This is a genomic window from Mesorhizobium sp., assembly GCF_004962245.1.
Classification (GTDB): Bacteria; Pseudomonadota; Alphaproteobacteria; order Rhizobiales; family Rhizobiaceae; genus Mesorhizobium.
In genome coordinates, this window is sequence record NZ_SUHQ01000024.1 from 71396 (window position 1) to 88546 (window position 17151).

Genomic DNA, 17151 nt, shown 5'->3' on the forward strand with positions numbered 1-17151 from the left:
CTGTACAATGGGAAAAGACACGATAGCCGCCATCATTCCTGAGTACCGTGGTGACTTTGGCGGTTGGCGAAAACCGCAGGAACTCAATATCTTCCTGGTCCTGGTGGGGATCGTTCTTCTCTGCGAGATGTGCGGCTGGCTTTTGACCGGCCAGAGTTTCGTCTGGAATCCGCAGCGCCTCACGATCACCATCCTCCAGGTGTCCGTGGTCGGGATTATCGCAATCGGCGTGACACAAGTCATCATCACCGGCGGCATCGACCTTTCTTCGGGTTCCGTCGTGGCGGCAAGCGCGATGATGGCGGCTGGATTTGCCCAATCTGCGGAATGGTCGAAGGCGCTCTATCCATCGCTTACTAATTTGCCGGCTATCGTTCCGATCGCCGTTGGTGTTCTGATCGGCTTGGTTGCAGGCATAACCAATGGCGTTTTTGTTGCCTATGCCCGAATCCCACCGTTCATCGCGACGCTTGGGATGATGGTTTCGGCAAGGGGCATTTCGAAATGGTATACAAAAGGGCAGCCCATTTCGGGGTTGACCGAGCAATTCACCGCAATCGGCTCGGCGGCGTGGCCGGTGCTTGTCTTTGTGGCCGTTGCTATAATTTTCCATGTGGCGCTTCGCTACACACGATACGGCAAGTACACCTATGCCATTGGCGCGAACGTTCAGGCAGCGCGGGTCTCCGGCATAGATGTCGAAAGGCATCTCGTTAAGGTGTACGCGATTGCTGGTATGCTCGCTGGGCTCGCCGGGATTGTCACCGCGGCACGCGCGCAGACGGCTCAATCCGGCATGGGATACATGTATGAGCTCGATGCGATTGCCGCGGCCGTGATCGGCGGAACGTCCCTTGCTGGGGGGGTGGGCCGGATAGGGGGCACTGTTATCGGCGTAGTGATCTTGGGCGTGATGTCATCAGGCTTCACGTTTCTGCGGGTCGACGCCTACTATCAGGAAATCGTGAAGGGCTTGATCATCGTCACGGCCGTGACCATTGATGTCTACCGGAACCGGCAGAAGCGCTCCTAGACTGAGTCCACTTTCGAAGTCACCAAACTCCAAAAACGATAAAAATCGTTCAGATAAAAACTCATTGAGTCAGGTAGTTTCCACATGCGCAAAAACGAACTCGGATGCGTGCGGCTTCCCCATCCGCGACCACCCACATGGAGCAGTTCCTGACGGGACGTCGGTTTGGCACGTCGCTGATTCAAGCTTTTATGACCGTCCGATTTGCGCGCTAAAGTACGCCCTAGCCCTCTGCGCGGCTGGCAACCCCCCTGTGCATCCAGGCCGCCAATCTCGACAGTCAAGTGCTGGTTGCCGGCGTGGGCGGCCGGTGCGAACATCATACCGGCCAGAATGGCTGCAGTTGTCAGATTTCGCTTGCGTGTCGTCATTTCTCGATCCTCAATCCTTGATGTGGCCGGGACCGCAGAGGAAACGCGAAGCAGCCGTGGCCCGGTTCAGATCAGAACCGCGCCCGAACCGATCCGGCGGTGTGCGCGTGTTTGCGATGTCGCGCCGACGAGGGGGCGTACCGAAGCTCTCCGTCAGCGCCGCGACCGCCTTCTCTCCTTCGCTCCGCCACCATCCAGCGATCACGACCGTCGCGCCACGGCGCCCGAAGGCAAGCGCAGCGGCACGTCCAATGCCGGTCGCCCCCCGGTGACAAGAACCACCCGGTCCTTGAAGTCCTGGTTCACAAAGCCGTCACGCGATCACCCGCGCGCGTTCAACAATCGCGCGTTGATCGAGCAGGGCCGGCAAGCTGCCCTCGAGCCGAGCGCGCAGAAAGAAGGGGGCTTCGAGTAGCGGGTTATCCGTTTCCGCGATGTGACCCTTGCTCACAACGCCGGGCAGCACCTGCTCTTGAGCCACGGCTGCGCCTGACAACAATATTGCCAGAGCAGGAACGACAAGGCTCCAGGCCGGAGTGCTAAAGAACCGCCGGGAGCCGCGGCAACGTACATCAGCCTGGCCGGAAGGAAGGCTGTCATATCGCCGCTAAGTTGTTTTCGATCAAGTCACAAATTCTCCGCGCATGGCATGAATGAGCCGGTATCTTATGCGGATGGAGGGTATCTTGAGACTTGAACAAGAACGGACTGCTAGGGATGCAGGTTTGGCAACCTCGTCGTCGGAAAAACAGCCGATACCCGAGAAGTCTTCGAAGGCCAAAACCAGGCGACCGACATTACCGCACGGCGATCGACCGCTGGAGCATCCCCATCTGAACCTTGATCGCGGTGTGCGTGCGGCGATAGCGCGCCTGAGCGCGGGTGTCTCGGTCCATGCCTTCATTGAAGCCTGGACGGACTGGGCGTTCCACATGTGCGAGTCGCCCGGGCGTCAATTTGAGCTTGCCGAACGCGCCCGGCAGAATGCCCTGAAGTTGGCAGGCCATCTTGCCAATCTCGGCACCGACGTCGTTCCCCCATTTGCGCCCAAGCCCTATGATCATCGCTTCGAGTATCCGGGCTGGCTGAAGCCTCCGTTCCAAATGTGGCAGCAAGGATTTCTCGCCGTTCAGGACTGGTGGGACCACGCGACCGATCACCTGCGGGGTCTGCGGCCCGAGGATGCAGACCGGACCCGATTCATGGCGCGACAGGCGCTCGACACGGTATCGCCGTCGAACTTCCCATCGCTCAACCCCGAGATCATCGCCGCGACCGTCGCTACCGGGGGGCGGAACCTGACCGAGGGCGCGGCTCATTTCGCGGAGGACCTGCTGAAGACTCTGACCCAGACCCACGATCCGGCGCCCGAGGGGTTTCGCGTGGGCCAGGCCCTGGCCTGCACGCCGGGCACGGTGGTCTTCCGCAACGATCTGTTCGAACTGATCCAGTATGCACCGCAAGCTGCGGAGGTCCAGGCAGAGCCGGTTCTGATCGTGCCGGCCTGGATCATGAAATACTACATCCTTGACCTCTCACCGCACAATTCGATGGTCAATTACCTTGTCAGTCAAGGCTTCACGGTCTTCATGATCTCGTGGTGCAACCCGACCGCCGAGCAGGCCGATCTGTCGCTGGAGGACTACCGCAGGACAGGTGTCATGACGGCACTCGATGCGGTCAATGCCATCGTGCCGGACCGCAAAGTCCATGCGGTCGGTTACTGTCTCGGCGGCACGATCCTGGCAATAACGACGGCAACGATGGCGCGCCAGCGCGACGACCGCCTCGCCAGCATCACGCTGATGGCCGCGCAGGTTGATTTCGCCGAAGCGGGCGAGCTGTTGCTCTTCGTCGATGAGAGCCAGGTAGCCTTCCTTGAGGACATGATGTGGGATCAAGGCTATCTCGATCGCCCGCAGATGGCGCGGACCTTCTCGACGATCCGGTCCGAGGATCTGATCTGGTCCCGGGCCGTTCGGCGATATTTCTTGGGCCAGGACGATCTGCCCACCGACATGGGCGTGTGGGTGGCGGATACCACGCGGATGCCCGCGCGGATGCATTCGCAGTATTTGAGGAGTCTGTTTCTGGAGAACCGTCTGACGGCGGGGCGCTTCGCGGTCGAGGGCCGTGTGATCGCTCTCAAGGACATTTCCGCCCCGATGTTTGTCATTGCCACCGAGACGGACCACATCGCGCCGTGGAAGTCGGTCTACAAGACGCAGCTGTTCACCGACTGCGACCTGACTTTCGTGCTGACCAGCGGCGGCCATAACAGCGGCATCGTCAACCAACCCGGCAATCCGCGCAGCCGATACCACGCGTCACACCGACCAACCGGGGCGTTCTACGTCGGGCCAGACGACTGGCTGGCCAAGGCGACGGCCCGAGAGGGATCCTGGTGGCCGGAATGGAAGATCTGGCTGGAAGGCAAAAGCAGCGGCCTCGTGCCGCCGCCTGCGTCGGGCGCCCCGGACAGGGGCCTTGCGCCGATCGTCGCGGCACCTGGCACCTTTGTCTTCCAGACATGACCTCGCACCGGCCTGGGCAGACAACTTGCAAGGCTCGGATCCCACGGCACCTCGACCGTGAAAGGAGAGCGACGTGCCCCATCCCGCTTGACATTCCATGGCGCCGCAGGGGCCGTTACGGGATCATGCTTCCGGCTCGACTGCGTCTGGCCCGCTCACCAGAACCAAGGATTTTGCCCCTTTCGTATGCCGATCAAGCAATTAGGTATATTGGCAGGATAGCGGAATTCGCCCTCACCGCTCCGAAACCAATGGAGTTCGGAGAGACTGGAGCTTATTGGAATCAAGAGGGGTGGCTTCTGCCGATCTTTTGGACACCGCTTTCCCCTTCGATCCATCCCAAGACAATAATAGGTAGTCTAGGCCCGCTCCCGCCGAGGCGATATTTGCCATTCCATCTAGTTTCGGGCTAAGGCAATCAAAAGGCCTATCCGACAGGCATTCCACAGAATACCTTCGAATTGGTGATAGCCTGCGCCACTTTCAGCCGCGAGGCGCTGTCACGCGGCGGCTCGAATAGCCTGAACTTTGAAGTGATTAATGAGCTTGGACGACACTGTCGAACGTCGTATAGCGGACGACGATCAGCTTGAAGACACGATCAAAAGAGCGTCATCCTTGGACCCTCCTGGGTAGTACAAATTGAAAATTGCGGCCTCATGTTTCAAAACAGGTCGGTGGACCCGCGAGGATGGTTTCGAAGCGGGGCGCCCACGGTCCTCAAGGCGAATTCTAAAAGACGTTCAACAATGACCCAGCACGTACAAAATGCTCGAATTCTCATGTACAGCCACGACACGTTCGGGCTCGGCCACTTGCAGCGCTGCCGGACGATCGCGCATTCGCTGGTCGAGGATTTCCGCGGACTTCAGGTGCTTATCATTTCGGGTGCGACTATCGCTGGCGCCTTCGACTACCGCGCCCGTGTCGACTTCGTGAAGATCCCCAGCGTCATCAAGTTGCGCAACGGCGAATACACCTCGCTGGAAAAGGATATCGATCTGCATGAGACGCTAAGGATGCGCCAGTCGATCATCCGCCACACAGCCGAGACCTTCCGGCCGGATATCTTCATTGTCGACAAGGAACCGCTCGGCCTGCGCGGTGAAATCGAGGACACGCTATCCTACCTCAAGACGCGGGGCACCACGCTCGTGCTTGGCCTGCGCGAGGTGATGGACGCGCCGCACCTGCTCGAAGCGGAGTGGGCACGCAGGGATGTGATGCGCAAGATAGGCCTGTTTTACGACAAGGTCTGGGCTTATGGTCCGCCGGATTTCTACGATCCGTTGACCGGCTTGGATGTGCCGCCGGCTATTAGGGCAAAGATGAAGTTCGTCGGTTTCCTGCAACGGAGCCTGCAGAAGAACGAGTTGCCCGGCCACCGGCCCGAGGGCGACTATATCCTCGTTACCACCGGTGGCGGCGGTGACGGCGCCGACCTGATCCACGACGTCATCGATGCCTATCAGCAGGATCCGCAATTGCAGTATAGGGCGCTGATCGTGCTTGGGCCTTACATGCCGGCGCGCCAGCGCAACAAGCTGCTCAAGAAGGGATCCAGGATCCCTTATATCAAGATCATCGAGTTCGACAACCGCATGGAAGAGCTGATTGCCGGCGCCAAGGCGGTAGTGGCGATGGGCGGTTACAACACCTATTGCGAGATACTGTCTTTCGACAAGCCGGCGCTGATCGTGCCGCGCGTCAAGCCCCGCGAGGAACAACTGATCCGCGCACGGCGCGCAGCTGAACTCGGCCTCATCGAGATACTTTTGCCGGAAGAAGCCGAGGATTCTCAGCGGTTTGCCGATGCACTGAAGGTGCTGCCGGACCGGCCCCGCCCATCGCAGAGCAACCCGCATCTGACGCTGGAAGGGCTGCCTCATATTTCCGAAATCGTCGCGGAACTGCTCGACCGGCGGGCCGGCCATCACCTTTCGGTCATTGAAGGCATGAACTGAGTTGCAACATCGCAAGATCGTCGTGGTTCTGAAGGGCTATCCGCGGCTGTCGGAAACCTTCATCGCGCAGGAACTGCTCGGTCTGGAGCGTGCGGGGTTCGACCTGATACTCGTCGCGCTCAGGCGGCCGACCGACGCAAAACGCCACCCCGTGCATGACGAGATCAAAGCGCCCGTCCATTATCTGCCGGAATATCTGCATGAAGAGCCGCTGCGCGTGGTTCGCTCGCTGTTTGCCTATCTGCTGCGGCCGGGCTTCTGGCGCGCTCTCGGATCGCTGGCGGCCGATCTCCCCCGCGACTTTACGCGCAATCGCGCGCGCCGCTTCGGGCAAGCGCTCGTGCTGGCGGCCGAATGGCCGGAAGACGCGGGCTGGCTGCATGCACATTTCGCGCACACGCCGGCGTCGGTGACGCGCTATGCCAGCCAGCTTCGTGGACTGCCCTGGAGCTGCTCGGCCCATGCCAAGGACATCTGGACTTCGGCGGACTGGGATCTGGCTGGCAAGCTTGCCTCGGCGCGCTGGACGGTCACTTGCACGCAAACCGGTTTCGACCGTCTGAAAAAACTCGCTAACGGCAACTCGTCTGTGCATCTGAGCTATCATGGGCTCGACCTTGATCGCTTCGGCAGTTTCGGCGAGGCGCGAAAACAGCATGACGGCTCGGCGCCGGACGAACCGGTTGTCGTTCTGAGTGTCGGGCGCGCCGTTGAAAAGAAAGGTTACGATACGTTGCTGGAGGCCCTTGCCCTCTTGCCCGGTGATTTGGCGTGGCGTTTCGAGCATATCGGCGGCGGCGAGGAACTGGAACGGCTCAAGGCGCTGGCGCAAAAGCTCGGACTGGATGGCCGCGTCTCCTGGAAAGGCGCGCTTGCGCAGGAGGAGGTGCTTGAGCACTACCGCTGCGCCGACATCTTCGCCCTGGCCTGCAGGATCACCGCAAATGGCGACCGGGACGGACTGCCGAATGTTCTGGTGGAGGCGGCTAGCCAGCGGCTTGCCTGCGTGTCGACCGAGATTTCCGGCGTGCCGGAGCTTTTATCGCCAGATGAAACCGGGCTGCTGGTTCCGACGGAAAACCCAATTGCCCTGGCACAGGCTCTGGAGCGCCTGATCCGTGATCCCGTGCTGCGCGCCCGCCTCGGCGACGCCGCAGAGCGGCGCGTACGCGGCGATTTCGATCATATGGCAAGCATTGGACAGCTCAAGGAACTGTTCGAGCGGGAGTGGCGGGCCGCCGAATGAAGCGGCTGCGCGCTTTCTTCTATGTCCAGCACCTGCTCGGTATCGGCCATCTCGCGCGCGCCAGCCGCATTGCGGCGGCTCTGGTCGATGACGGGTTTGACGTAACCGTCGTGACCGGCGGAGCGCCGATCGCGGGGTTTCCGGGACTGGATGTAAAATCTGTAACCCTGCCACCTGTCACCTCCGGTGATGAAGGATTTTCCGGACTTGTCGACCTGCAGGGCAAACCCATCGACGATGATTTCAAGAAATGGCGTTCAGAGATGCTGCTGCAGGCATTCCGGGATTGCAGGCCTGATATCGTCATTGTCGAGGCGTTTCCATTTGGACGCCGGCAGATGCGTTTCGAACTCTTGCCGCTGATCGAGGCCATCGACGCGACGTCGCCCAGACCGCTGCTGGCGACGTCCGTCCGTGATATCCTTCAGGAGCGCGTCAAGCCGGGCCGAAACGAGGAAACGGTCGATCTCATCAACAGGTATTTCGACCTTGTTATGGTCCACGGCGATCCGGCTTTCGCAACCATCGACAAGACATTTCCACTGGCTGGGGCGATCAGGGCCGAGGTCACCTACACAGGGCTCGTTGCCGCGCCGCCATCGCCCGCGGCCTCCGAGCGCTTCGACGTTCTAGTGTCGGTTGGCGGCGGGGCTGCCGGAAAGAGCCTTGTCAGCTCCACCATCGCAGCGGTGCGGAATGCCAACAACGATTGGAAATGGTGCTTGATCACCGGCCCAAACCTGCCGAAAGACGAGTTTGACGCGATCGCACGCGATGCCACGCCGGGCCTGTCCATCTTCCGGTTCCGCGAGGATTTCGCCAGCCTGCTGACCGGCGCCCGCCTGTCCGTCTCGCAGGCGGGTTACAACACGGTCTGCGATGTCCTGCGCGCGGGTTGTCGCTCCCTGCTCGTTCCATTTGCAGCCGGCGGGGAAACCGAACAGACGGTTCGCGCCCTGATGCTCGAAGAACTCGGTCTTGCAACGGTGCTGATGGAAAAGGACCTAACGCCTGAAGGTTTGGCGCAAGCGATCGAACAGGCGCTAGTGGGACCGACGCCATCCGCGCATCGTCTCGATCTGGAAGGCGCGCGTCGCTCGGCGCAAATCCTGCGCGAGCGGTATCGAACATGGTTCCCAAAAAGCGGGGCCTGGTTTCGGAAAAGTTCATGATCAAACAGACGATAGATTCTAACGCGCGTCGCGTCTTGATGAGATTGGTGCGACGCGCTTCAAGTCCTTGTTTTTCATTGTCCCAAACCGCTACGCACTTTTGGGCGAAATGCATTAGACAGTTCCAATCAGCATGAAGCGCGTATAATTTTTTGTCGGCAGTTCGCCGGAGAACCGCACCTCCCCTAGCGCCGCCATTGCTTCGAAGGCTGCAAGTGAAGCCACGCAGTTGATGTGCGTCGGCTCGCTGAAATAATCGTTCGATTGCAGCAGTACATTCGTGCCCCGCGGAAGCAGAGCAAGCCAGGCGCGCAGATCGGCTATGTGTTCGCAGCTCGTATTGACCATCAGGTCGGGCTGCCCGGCCGCATAGTCGAGTGCGTACATATCTGCCGTCAGCGCCCGGAACCGGTCGCCGGCGTCCCGGTTGAGGGTCCGGGCGACCGGTGCGACCTCGGGATCGATGTCGATGCTATCGACCGCCGCGATGTCGAAGCGGGCGTCGTTGAAAAGCATTGCCGGCAATACGCCGTACCATCCACCCAGAACCCATATGCGCCCGAACCGGCCGCCGCAGCTTTCGAACAGCCTGTCGAGCGCCCACATCTTGCAGGCGACCTGCTTGTGGTTGAAGGCGTTGGCGATATCGGCCTTCGGATGCTTGGCGATGACGCGCGCCAGCCCTGCCACGAGAGGGCAGTTGACATAGGAAGCAATTCCCCGCGTAAGGTCCAAGGCTTGCTCGCGCCAGTCCATGCCGGCATTGCGCGGTTGCGTGACATCCATCATATTCGTCTTGTATGTTGGGATTTCGGGCGACACAACGCAATCTTGCCTCCCGCAAGGCTGTTTGATCCGCGGACGTGATTATGCTGCAAGCCGCTTCGCCATTGTCCGGTGCCGGAGAGAGCCTGTTGCATCTGTCCGGACCATCGGCGTCCGTCCGCCAGTACCAGCCGCGCAGCTGCGGCCTCGTGTTGCTCGGCTATTCGCCAAAACCTTACGGAAGCCGAGAACCGTTTGGCCAGCTGCTTTCTTCGCTGATCGACAATGCCCATGTCGTTGTTATCGACCATGCGCCAGAACTGGATCGCGCCGCCTTGCAGGTTCCTTCCACCGTTGAGCGCAGTACAATCTCCGTGCACTTCGCCAGCAGGTGCTTTTACATCCCGCATCCTTCCAACTGAAGGGTCCACAGTCGCATATGGAACCCAGCCTAGCCCGCTATATCTGGACGCACACCAAGAAGCAGCAGCTCTGGATATTGGTGATCGTCGTGCTTTCGATGATCCCGTATTTCATGTCCTTCGACCTGCCGAAGTTGATCGTCAACGGCCCGATCCAAGGTGGCGGCTTCGAGCAACCGGGCGCGACCCAGCCATTCATGAGGCTACACTATAACCTGCCGTTCATTGGAGAGGTCCAGTTCTTCTCCGGTTTTCAGCTCGACCGCAAGGAGACGCTGTTTGCCCTGAGCCTTGTGTTCCTCTTGCTAGTCGTCATCAACGGCCTGTTCAAACTCTACATCAACACCTACAAGGGCCGCCTCGGCGAACGCATGCTGCGGCGTATCCGCTTCGAGCTGGTCGATCGTGTGCTGCGGTTTCCGCCGTTTTACTTCAAGCGGGTGAAATCCGCCGAAGTGGCGACCATGGTGAAGGACGAGGTGGAGCCGCTGGGCGGCTTCATCGGCGATGCCTTCGTGCAGCCGGTGCTGCTCGGCGGCCAGGCGCTGACGGCCATGCTGTTCATCGTGGTCCAGAACTTCTGGCTCGGAATGATAGCGGCCGTGATCGTGGGGATCCAGATCGTGCTCATACCGCGAATGCGGCGGCGGCTGATCGTGCTCGGGCGCCAACGGCAGTTGACGGCGCGCGCGCTTTCGGGCCGGGTTGGCGAAATCGTCGACGGCATCGGCGCGGTTCACGTCCACGATACATCAAACTACGAGCGCGCCGACATAGCTGCCCGGCTCGGGCTCATCTTCAAGATCCGCTTCGATCTTTACCAATGGAAATTCATGGTGAAGTTCCTCAACAATTTTCTCGCGCAGCTCACGCCCTTTCTGTTCTACATGATCGGCGGGTATCTGGTTATCCAGGGGCGGCTGGACGTCGGCCAGCTCGTGGCCGTGATCGGCGCCTACAAGGACCTGCCCGGACCGATGAAGGAACTGATCGACTGGGATCAGGATCGGCAGGATGTCCAGGTCAAATATCAACAGGTCGTTGAACAGTTCACCGTCGAGGGTCTCATCGCGCCGAAAATCGAGGCATTGACGATCGACGATCCCGATCCGATGACCAACCCCCTGTCGGCGATCAGTCTGTCCATAGCAGACGATGGCGGTGCAATGCTCCTCAACCGTATCTCCCTCCAGATCAAGCCGGGTGAGACGGTGGCGCTGGTCAGTACCGCAACAGGTGGAGCGGAGGCGCTTGCAGAAGCCTTCGCGCGGCTGAACTGGCCGGATAGCGGAAGAGTCGCTTCGGGCGGCGCCGACCTGCTTGAACTCCCCGAAGCGGTGACCGGCCGGCGCATGTCCTATGCCTCGTCGGATGTTTTCCTGTTCCAGGCAAGCCTTCGCGATAACCTGCTCTACGGGTTGAAGCATGCGCCGCTGACATCGGTGCCTTATGACGGTGCCGCGGCAGACCAGCACCGCTGGAACATCGACGAGGCACGCCGGTCGGGCAATCCGGATCTTGATATCCACAGCGACTGGATCAACTATGCTTCCGCCGGGGCTACCGGCCCGCACGACCTCTTTGAAGCCGTGCGCCGGGTGCTCGACGCGGTTGTTCTGTCGCGCGACATTCTGGATCTTGGCTTGCGCTCTTCGGCCGACCTCACGCGTCACACGGAGCTTGCCAGGCGGATCGTCGAACTGCGTGCGGCGCTGCGAACCCGGCTGGAACACGAAGGGCTGAGCGGACTGGTGGTTCCTTTCGAACCGGGCGCCTACAACAAGGAAGCAACGATCGGCCAAAACCTGCTCTTCGGCGCTGCCGCCGGCCCCGAATTGGCCGACAGGGCCCTGGCGGCCAATCCCTATTTTGCTTCTGTGCTGAGGCAAGCCGGCCTCGACCGCACGCTCTACGAAATGGGCTTGGAGATCGCCAAACAGGCGATCGAGCTGTTTGCCGACCTGCCGCCCGATCACCAGTTCTTCCAGCAGCTCGCCTTCATGAGCGCCGAGGAGATACCCGCCTACGAAACCTTGCTGCAACGGCTCAAGAACCGTCCTCACGAGGCGGTTTCGGAGAACGATCGCGCCATGATCGTCACCTTGAGCTTTGCCTATATCGAGCCCCGGCACCGCTTCGGCCTGCTGAGCGACGAGCTGATGAGCAAGATCGTCGCTGCACGCAACCGGTTCTATGAAAACCTGCCGCCCGAACTGCAAAATGCGGTCGAACGGTATGATCCTGCCAAATACATTGCCGCGGCCACCGTCATGGATAATGTCCTGTTCGGGCGTGTGGGCAACAACCATCCCGACGCGCCGGACCGCATACGCTCCATCGTCTATGACATTCTTGACGAGCTGGGGCTTTATGCCGAACTCCTGGATGTCGGCCTGGACTTCAACGTCGGCTCCGGCGGCAGGCGGCTGACCAGTGGACAGCGACAGAAGCTCGATGTTGCCCGGGCCCTGCTCAAGCGTCCCGATTTTCTCATTCTCAATCGGCCGCTGTCGGCGCTCGACCAGCGCATGCAGGATAAGGTGCTGCGAAACGTGCTCGAGGAAGCCAGGTGCGACGGCCGTTCGCCGGCAATTGTGTGGGTTGTGACGAATCCGGCAATGGCGATGATGTTCGATCGCGTTATCGTCTTCGACTCGGGTCAATTGGTGGAAGACGGAACACACGAGACACTTTTGGCAGGGAACGGTATCTTCAAGGAACTGCTGTCATAGAGCAACGGACATCCAGATGGGATCATCCTGCCGGTGGGAATTTGCTGCAAGGTCAAGGGATTCGGCGAAGGGCGTAGCGGGACTACATCCGCGCGGAAACCCGAAGGATTTGCCGCAAATTCATCCGGCTCTTCTGGTTTCCGGCTGGCGGACGCCCATTTTGTCAGGCGGCATCGCCCGATCGCACGACATCGGGCTCACCACCTCGTGGTTCGCCTCGCCATCCCGGAAACAGAATTGATTCCATCTGGGCGTCCGTTGCTCTAGTCTGGCAAACGCGAATTTGGGAAGGTTTGCGACAATGCTGCTCAAGGATGAAGTTGGAATGCTGCAACGCATTCCCTTGTTTTCCGGCATCGAGTCGACAAAGCTCAAGCTGCTTGCGTTCACATCCGATCGTGTGAGCTTCAGCGCCGGCCAGATCCTTTTCCGGCAGGGCGACGAGGGAGACGCCGCCTATGTCATCCTTTCAGGCAGGGCGGATATTCTGGTCGATTCCGACCGTGGACCGATAAAAGTTGCCGAAATGGTGCCAAATTCGATTGTTGGCGAGATCGCCATATTGTGCAACAGCTCTCGCACTGCCACCGTCAGAGCGGCAAGTCCGCTGGAAGCCTTGAGAATCCGCAAGGATCATTTCCTGAGGCTTATGAAGGAGTACCCGGAAATGACCATCGAGATATTGCGGGTTCTTGCCGATCGCCTGAGCCATACGACTGCGGATCTGATCGACGCACGAAGCGCCAAATAACCAATGAGGTGCGCTCAATCCTCGCTGTCGTGATGGCACTGGCCTCAGAAGGTCACCCCGAGAAAACCTGTCTCGCCTAGCAGCAGTTGTTTGGCTAGGATGGGCGACGGGAACAGCGAAGGGTAGCATGGTCGACGACGTTTTCCTGGTCAGGTTTTGGGGCGTGCGCGGCAGCATTTCGGTATCGGGGCCAGAATTCTCTCGCTATGGCGGCAACACAATCTGCATTGAGATGCGATGCGGCAAGCATACGCTTCTGTTCGACGCGGGCTCTGGCCTACGGCCTGCCGGCGGGGCGCTTCGGGCGTCGGGCCTGACCGATTTCGACCTGCTTTTCACCCATTGCCATTACGATCACATCATCGGGCTGCCGTTTTTTGCGCCGATCTATGACCGGAGCGTCAAGGTTACGCTTTGGTCCGGGCATCTTGCAGGACGCATGACGACCCGGCAGATGGTCGATGAGTTCATGCGGCCGCCGTGGTTTCCGGTGAAATTGGAGATCTGCAAGGCAAGCCTCGACTGCCGCGATTTCGTATCCGGAGACGTGCTTCGGCCGCGCGAAGGTGTGGTGGTCCGAACCGGCAGTCTTATCCATCCGGGCGGCTGCATCGGCTACCGGGTCGAATGGGGCGGCCGCGTCGTGGCCGTGATCACAGACACGGAGCACGAGCCGGACAAACTCGATCAGGTGGTGCTCGGCCTGATCGAAGATGCCGACCTCGTCATTTACGATTGCACCTACACCGAGGAGGAAATGGAACGCCGCCGCGGTAACGGGCACTCGACGTGGCAACAGGGCGTCAAGCTCTGTGAGGCGGCCGGTGCGCGAGGGCTTGCGCTGTTTCACCACGATCCGACACGCACCGACGAGGAACTGGACGAGATCGAGAAACTGGCCAAAGACAGGTTTGCCGGCGCTTTTGCCGCGCGGGATGGCCAGACGCTCAAATTTCCAGTCTCATTACACAACAAGCGCTGAGCTATTTTCCTCTACCGGCGCTGCGCCCGATCAATGTCCTGATCGGAAGCCATGCGCAGGCTTCAGTCTGTGCGGTGACTGTGAACAGCCGTTCGAGGAAAAGCCAGGCCGATTCATCATGTACGAGATGGTGGGTGAGCAGGCCGACCGGTTCGCCGCCGTCGAATGCATGCTGCAATTGCGCGATGATAGACTGAACCAATAGGCCATGATCGCGGCAGCCGCGCGTGCCATGCCAATCCATGATGTCGACATTGCTGTTGATGACCGCCAGTGGCGCCGGCTTCGGCGGCCCATAGACCGACAATGCCGCAAATCCTATCGATCCAAGGTCGGATACCAAGCCGGCGTCGATCCTGTTCCAGGGTGGCACCAGCATCGGAACGGCACGTGCGCCGTGCAGGCCGGTTACGTGCGACAGCCCGCGAGCCAGATCATCCAGCACCGCCTCGCGTGGCCGATGCGCGCCGAGCTCCTGCTTTTTCTGGTCCTCGGGCGCATGATTTCGGTGCGCCCAGCCATGGATGGCGACCGTGGCATGCGGCGCCTCGTCAAGCCGGACGGCAAGCTTCTCATCAGTCAGGGCCGGAATGACGGCCAGAGTGACCGGAACCGCGAATTCACCGGTGAGGTCGAGCAGCCGATCAAGCGCAGGCGTCGGATCCACGGCGTCGTCGTCGCGCAGCCAGAACTCTGCCTTACGGTCCGCCCGTTGCCAGCACGCCAGTTCTTCCACCAAAGGCTGCCAGAGCTGATCGGATGTCATGAAACCGGGATCTTCGGAAGAAGTTCGGCCAGACGCGCCGCTGCAACACCGAGGGAACGTTCTTCGAGGATGAAACGTCTGGCTTCTGCGGCCATGATGGTTCTTTCGTCGTTACGGGCCAGAAGCCTTTCAATGGCAGAAGCGAACGCCACCACATCGCCCGGCGGAGTGAGAAACCCGGTCTGGCCATCCCGCACGACCTCCGGCACGCCGGCGATGTTCTGAGCCACCACCGGAAGGCCGGCGGCCTGTGCTTCAAGATAGGCAACGCCATAGGCCTCGCCGTAACCCGGCCAGACGTAAATTCCCCCACTGTAGAGGACATCCGGCACGGCGGCTGGCTCAATCGCGCCAAGCCATTCGATACGGTCGGCAGGCAAGCCGGCGAATTGCGCTTTGACCTCATCACGGGCAGGCCCGTCCCCGACGACCGACATGGTCCAGGGCAGGTGGCCGATCCGACCGAGCGCTTGCGCCAGCATGCGATAGCTTTCGACTTTGTCGCCCGAGCGCATCATGGCGACGGTAACGAGGCGCGTCGGACAACCCCGTGCCGGCATTTCCTGGAACACCGATGCGTCGATGAAGGGCGAAAGCATACCGAGAGCGGCGTCGGGAATCGCATCTGTCAGTCCCTGGCGATCCCTTTGCGTGAAGCAGATGTTCAGCGCTGCCTGTTCGACGGCTCGCGCCACCAACGCTTGCGTATCGGCCCACAAGCCGGCGTTGCGCCGCCTCGAATAGGAGGCTTCCGCTGTCACATAGGGGACAGCAAAGGCCGCCGCCAGCTCGGGCCCGATCAGGTCGGGCGCCTTGTAATAGGGATGATAGGAGAACCAGAGATCGGGCTTGCCGTCACGATCCCAAAGCTTGGTCAGCCGCGCGCCCTCCTCTCGGGCCTCGATCTTGAGCGCATCGAAACTCTTCGACTCCGGTTCGCGTAGATAGAAGCGCAATTCGGATGCCAGTTCGACGCTATGCCCTACATGCTCCAGCGCCTTGACCAGCATCCGTGCCATCTGGCGGTCGCCGGAGGCAACGGGATGATTGGGTGACTTCAGCGGCGCGTAGAAAGCAATTCGCATCGCCGGACCCTATCATCGGAAAGCCTGCGCAAGTCAAATTTCGAAGCATGATCGACTTCACCTTCAAGCACTGGAATGTGCTATCTGATGCTCATGGAAACAGCTGCCGCGCCCGACCCGTTTGTCGCTTCTTTGCCGGTCTTCGCAAGGTTCGAAAGCGTTGCCGATATCGATAACTATCGGCCTCTCCCCGATGGCTGGGCGCTGGCCACCGCAGACATCGTCGGCTCGACCAAGGCGATCGAGGCGGGGCGCTATAAAACCGTCAATATGGCGGGCGCCAGCGTCATTTCGGCGCTGCTCAATGCGCTGGGTAGGCAAGATCTTCCCTTTGTCTTCGGCGGCGACGGCGCGCTCGTGGCGTTTCCCGGCTCGGCGCTGGAGATCACCCGGAACGCGCTGGCGGCTGTCCAGAGATGGGTGGCGGACGAACTGGATCTGACCTTGCGTGCCGCAATCGTGCCGATAAAGGATATAAGAGCGCAAGGCCTCGACGTTCGCGTGGCGAGGTTCCAGGCCTCCGAAGCGGTCTTCTATGCCATGTTCGCCGGAGGTGGCGGCAGTTGGGCGGAAGCCGAGATGAAAGCGGGGCGCTACCGCATCGATCCTGCGCCGGCCGGCGCGCGGCCGGATCTGACCGGCCTCTCCTGCCGCTGGAACCCGATCGAAGCCCGGCATGGCGAAATCGTCTCGATCATAGCCGTACCGGGGGCGTCGCGCGACCTGCGCGGTTTTCAGTTTCTGGCTTCCGACATCATCGCCCTTGCCGGCAGGCAGGAACGCGATGGCCACCCGGTGCCGGTGAACGGGCCGGGCTACAGTTTTCTGCCCGCCGGCCTCGATATCGAGGCGCGGGCCATGGCACCGGCAGGATGGCGGTGGCTGTCGAAGCTGTGGATAGTGTTCCTGATGACGCTTACGGCTGTTACCGATAGATATGGCTGGACGATCGGCAGTTTCGACCCGAAGATCTACAAACGCGACGTGGCCAGCAATTCGGATTTTCGGAAGTTCGATGACGGCTTGAAGATGACCATCGACGTTGACGCGGATGTGTTGCAACGGATCGAGAACCGGCTGAAACAAGCGGAAGAGGCGGGCATCTGCAACTATGGCCTGCACCGCCAGAAATCGGCCTTGATGACATGCCTCGTCGCATCGCCGCTGCAGCGCGATCACGTTCATTTCATCGATGGCGCCGCCGGCGGCTATGCGATTGCTGCCGCAAGCCTGAAGGCGAAGGCGCCGGTCTGATGACGGCTTGCGGAAACCGATTTTCCGCAATATGCCTCGGCCATGGTTCTTGGGACCATGGTGAGCCTCGCCAT

At 60.5% G+C, this 17151-nt stretch carries 15 protein-coding genes; 10 read left to right on the forward strand and 5 right to left on the reverse strand.

The annotated features are described in order from the left end of the window. The first annotated feature begins 7 nt into the window (after positions 1 to 7). Positions 8 to 1033: an ABC transporter permease gene (locus tag E5X88_RS23685; protein WP_292165644.1), complete on the forward strand. Its 1026-nt coding sequence runs from the start codon at positions 8 to 10 to the stop codon at positions 1031 to 1033. Here the strand turns inward: E5X88_RS23685 and E5X88_RS23690 are convergent. Next, entirely contained in the window at positions 1030 to 1404 is a 375-nt protein-coding gene (locus E5X88_RS23690) for a hypothetical protein (RefSeq protein WP_292165646.1), read from the reverse strand. The two genes, E5X88_RS23685 and E5X88_RS23690, sit on opposite strands and share 4 nt — an antisense overlap. A 313-nt stretch (positions 1405 to 1717) precedes the next feature. Then, positions 1718 to 1885, reverse strand: a complete 168-nt coding sequence (locus E5X88_RS23695; RefSeq protein WP_292165648.1) for a hypothetical protein — start codon at positions 1883 to 1885, stop codon at positions 1718 to 1720. A gap of 187 nt (positions 1886 to 2072) precedes the next feature. Here E5X88_RS23695 and E5X88_RS23700 point away from each other — a divergent pair, with 187 nt between their 5' ends. The 4 genes from E5X88_RS23700 to E5X88_RS23715 all read left to right on the forward strand — a co-directional run bounded on the left by E5X88_RS23700 (position 2073) and on the right by E5X88_RS23715 (position 8320). Further along, positions 2073 to 3938 carry an alpha/beta fold hydrolase gene (locus tag E5X88_RS23700; protein WP_292165650.1) on the forward strand — a complete coding sequence of 622 codons (1866 nt, stop codon included), beginning with the start codon at positions 2073 to 2075 and terminating at the stop codon, positions 3936 to 3938. Between the two features lie 749 nt (positions 3939 to 4687). Further along, entirely contained in the window at positions 4688 to 5902 is a 1215-nt protein-coding gene (locus E5X88_RS23705) for a glycosyltransferase family protein (protein WP_292165651.1), read from the forward strand. Position 5903: 1 nt separating this feature from the next. Next, positions 5904 to 7148 carry a glycosyltransferase family 4 protein gene (locus E5X88_RS23710; RefSeq protein WP_292165652.1) on the forward strand — a complete coding sequence of 415 codons (1245 nt, stop codon included), beginning with the start codon at positions 5904 to 5906 and terminating at the stop codon, positions 7146 to 7148. Continuing rightward, positions 7145 to 8320 (forward strand): glycosyltransferase family protein, encoded by a 1176-nt coding sequence (locus tag E5X88_RS23715; protein ID WP_292165653.1) that lies wholly within the window; start codon positions 7145 to 7147, stop codon positions 8318 to 8320. The genes E5X88_RS23710 and E5X88_RS23715 overlap by 4 nt, the downstream gene beginning before the upstream one ends. Positions 8321 to 8434: 114 nt before the next feature. Here the strand turns inward: E5X88_RS23715 and E5X88_RS23720 are convergent, their stop codons facing one another. After that, a complete protein-coding gene (locus E5X88_RS23720) occupies positions 8435 to 9106 on the reverse strand; it encodes a class I SAM-dependent methyltransferase (protein ID WP_292165694.1) in 672 nt (223 codons plus the stop codon). Between the two features lie 83 nt (positions 9107 to 9189). Here E5X88_RS23720 and E5X88_RS23725 point away from each other — a divergent pair, with 83 nt between their 5' ends. From E5X88_RS23725 to E5X88_RS23740, 4 genes are all read left to right on the forward strand, one after another. After that, the gene (locus E5X88_RS23725; RefSeq protein WP_292165654.1) at positions 9190 to 9507 is read left to right on the forward strand and encodes a hypothetical protein; all 318 of its coding nucleotides are present in this window, start codon (positions 9190 to 9192) and stop codon (positions 9505 to 9507) included. A gap of 17 nt (positions 9508 to 9524) precedes the next feature. Next, positions 9525 to 12239, forward strand: a complete 2715-nt coding sequence (locus E5X88_RS23730) for an ABC transporter ATP-binding protein (RefSeq protein WP_292165655.1) — start codon at positions 9525 to 9527, stop codon at positions 12237 to 12239. Between the two features lie 301 nt (positions 12240 to 12540). After that, the gene (locus tag E5X88_RS23735) at positions 12541 to 12990 is read left to right on the forward strand and encodes a cyclic nucleotide-binding domain-containing protein (RefSeq protein WP_292165657.1); all 450 of its coding nucleotides are present in this window, start codon (positions 12541 to 12543) and stop codon (positions 12988 to 12990) included. A gap of 127 nt (positions 12991 to 13117) precedes the next feature. After that, positions 13118 to 13972, forward strand: coding sequence for an MBL fold metallo-hydrolase (locus tag E5X88_RS23740; RefSeq protein ID WP_292165659.1), 855 nt, complete (start codon positions 13118 to 13120; stop codon positions 13970 to 13972). 1 nt (position 13973) lies between these two features. Here E5X88_RS23740 and E5X88_RS23745 read toward each other — a convergent pair whose 3' ends face one another. Both E5X88_RS23745 and E5X88_RS23750 read right to left on the reverse strand, forming a co-directional pair. Beyond that, positions 13974 to 14738, reverse strand: a complete 765-nt coding sequence (locus E5X88_RS23745) for a polysaccharide deacetylase family protein (RefSeq protein WP_292165660.1) — start codon at positions 14736 to 14738, stop codon at positions 13974 to 13976. Further along, positions 14735 to 15823 carry a glycosyltransferase family 4 protein gene (locus tag E5X88_RS23750; RefSeq protein ID WP_292165662.1) on the reverse strand — a complete coding sequence of 363 codons (1089 nt, stop codon included), beginning with the start codon at positions 15821 to 15823 and terminating at the stop codon, positions 14735 to 14737. The genes E5X88_RS23745 and E5X88_RS23750 overlap by 4 nt, the downstream gene beginning before the upstream one ends. A 93-nt stretch (positions 15824 to 15916) precedes the next feature. On the opposite strand from E5X88_RS23750, the gene E5X88_RS23755 reads away from it, so the two are divergent. Continuing rightward, entirely contained in the window at positions 15917 to 17077 is a 1161-nt protein-coding gene (locus E5X88_RS23755; RefSeq protein ID WP_292165695.1) for a DUF3095 domain-containing protein, read from the forward strand. Positions 17078 to 17151 lie beyond the last annotated feature (74 nt).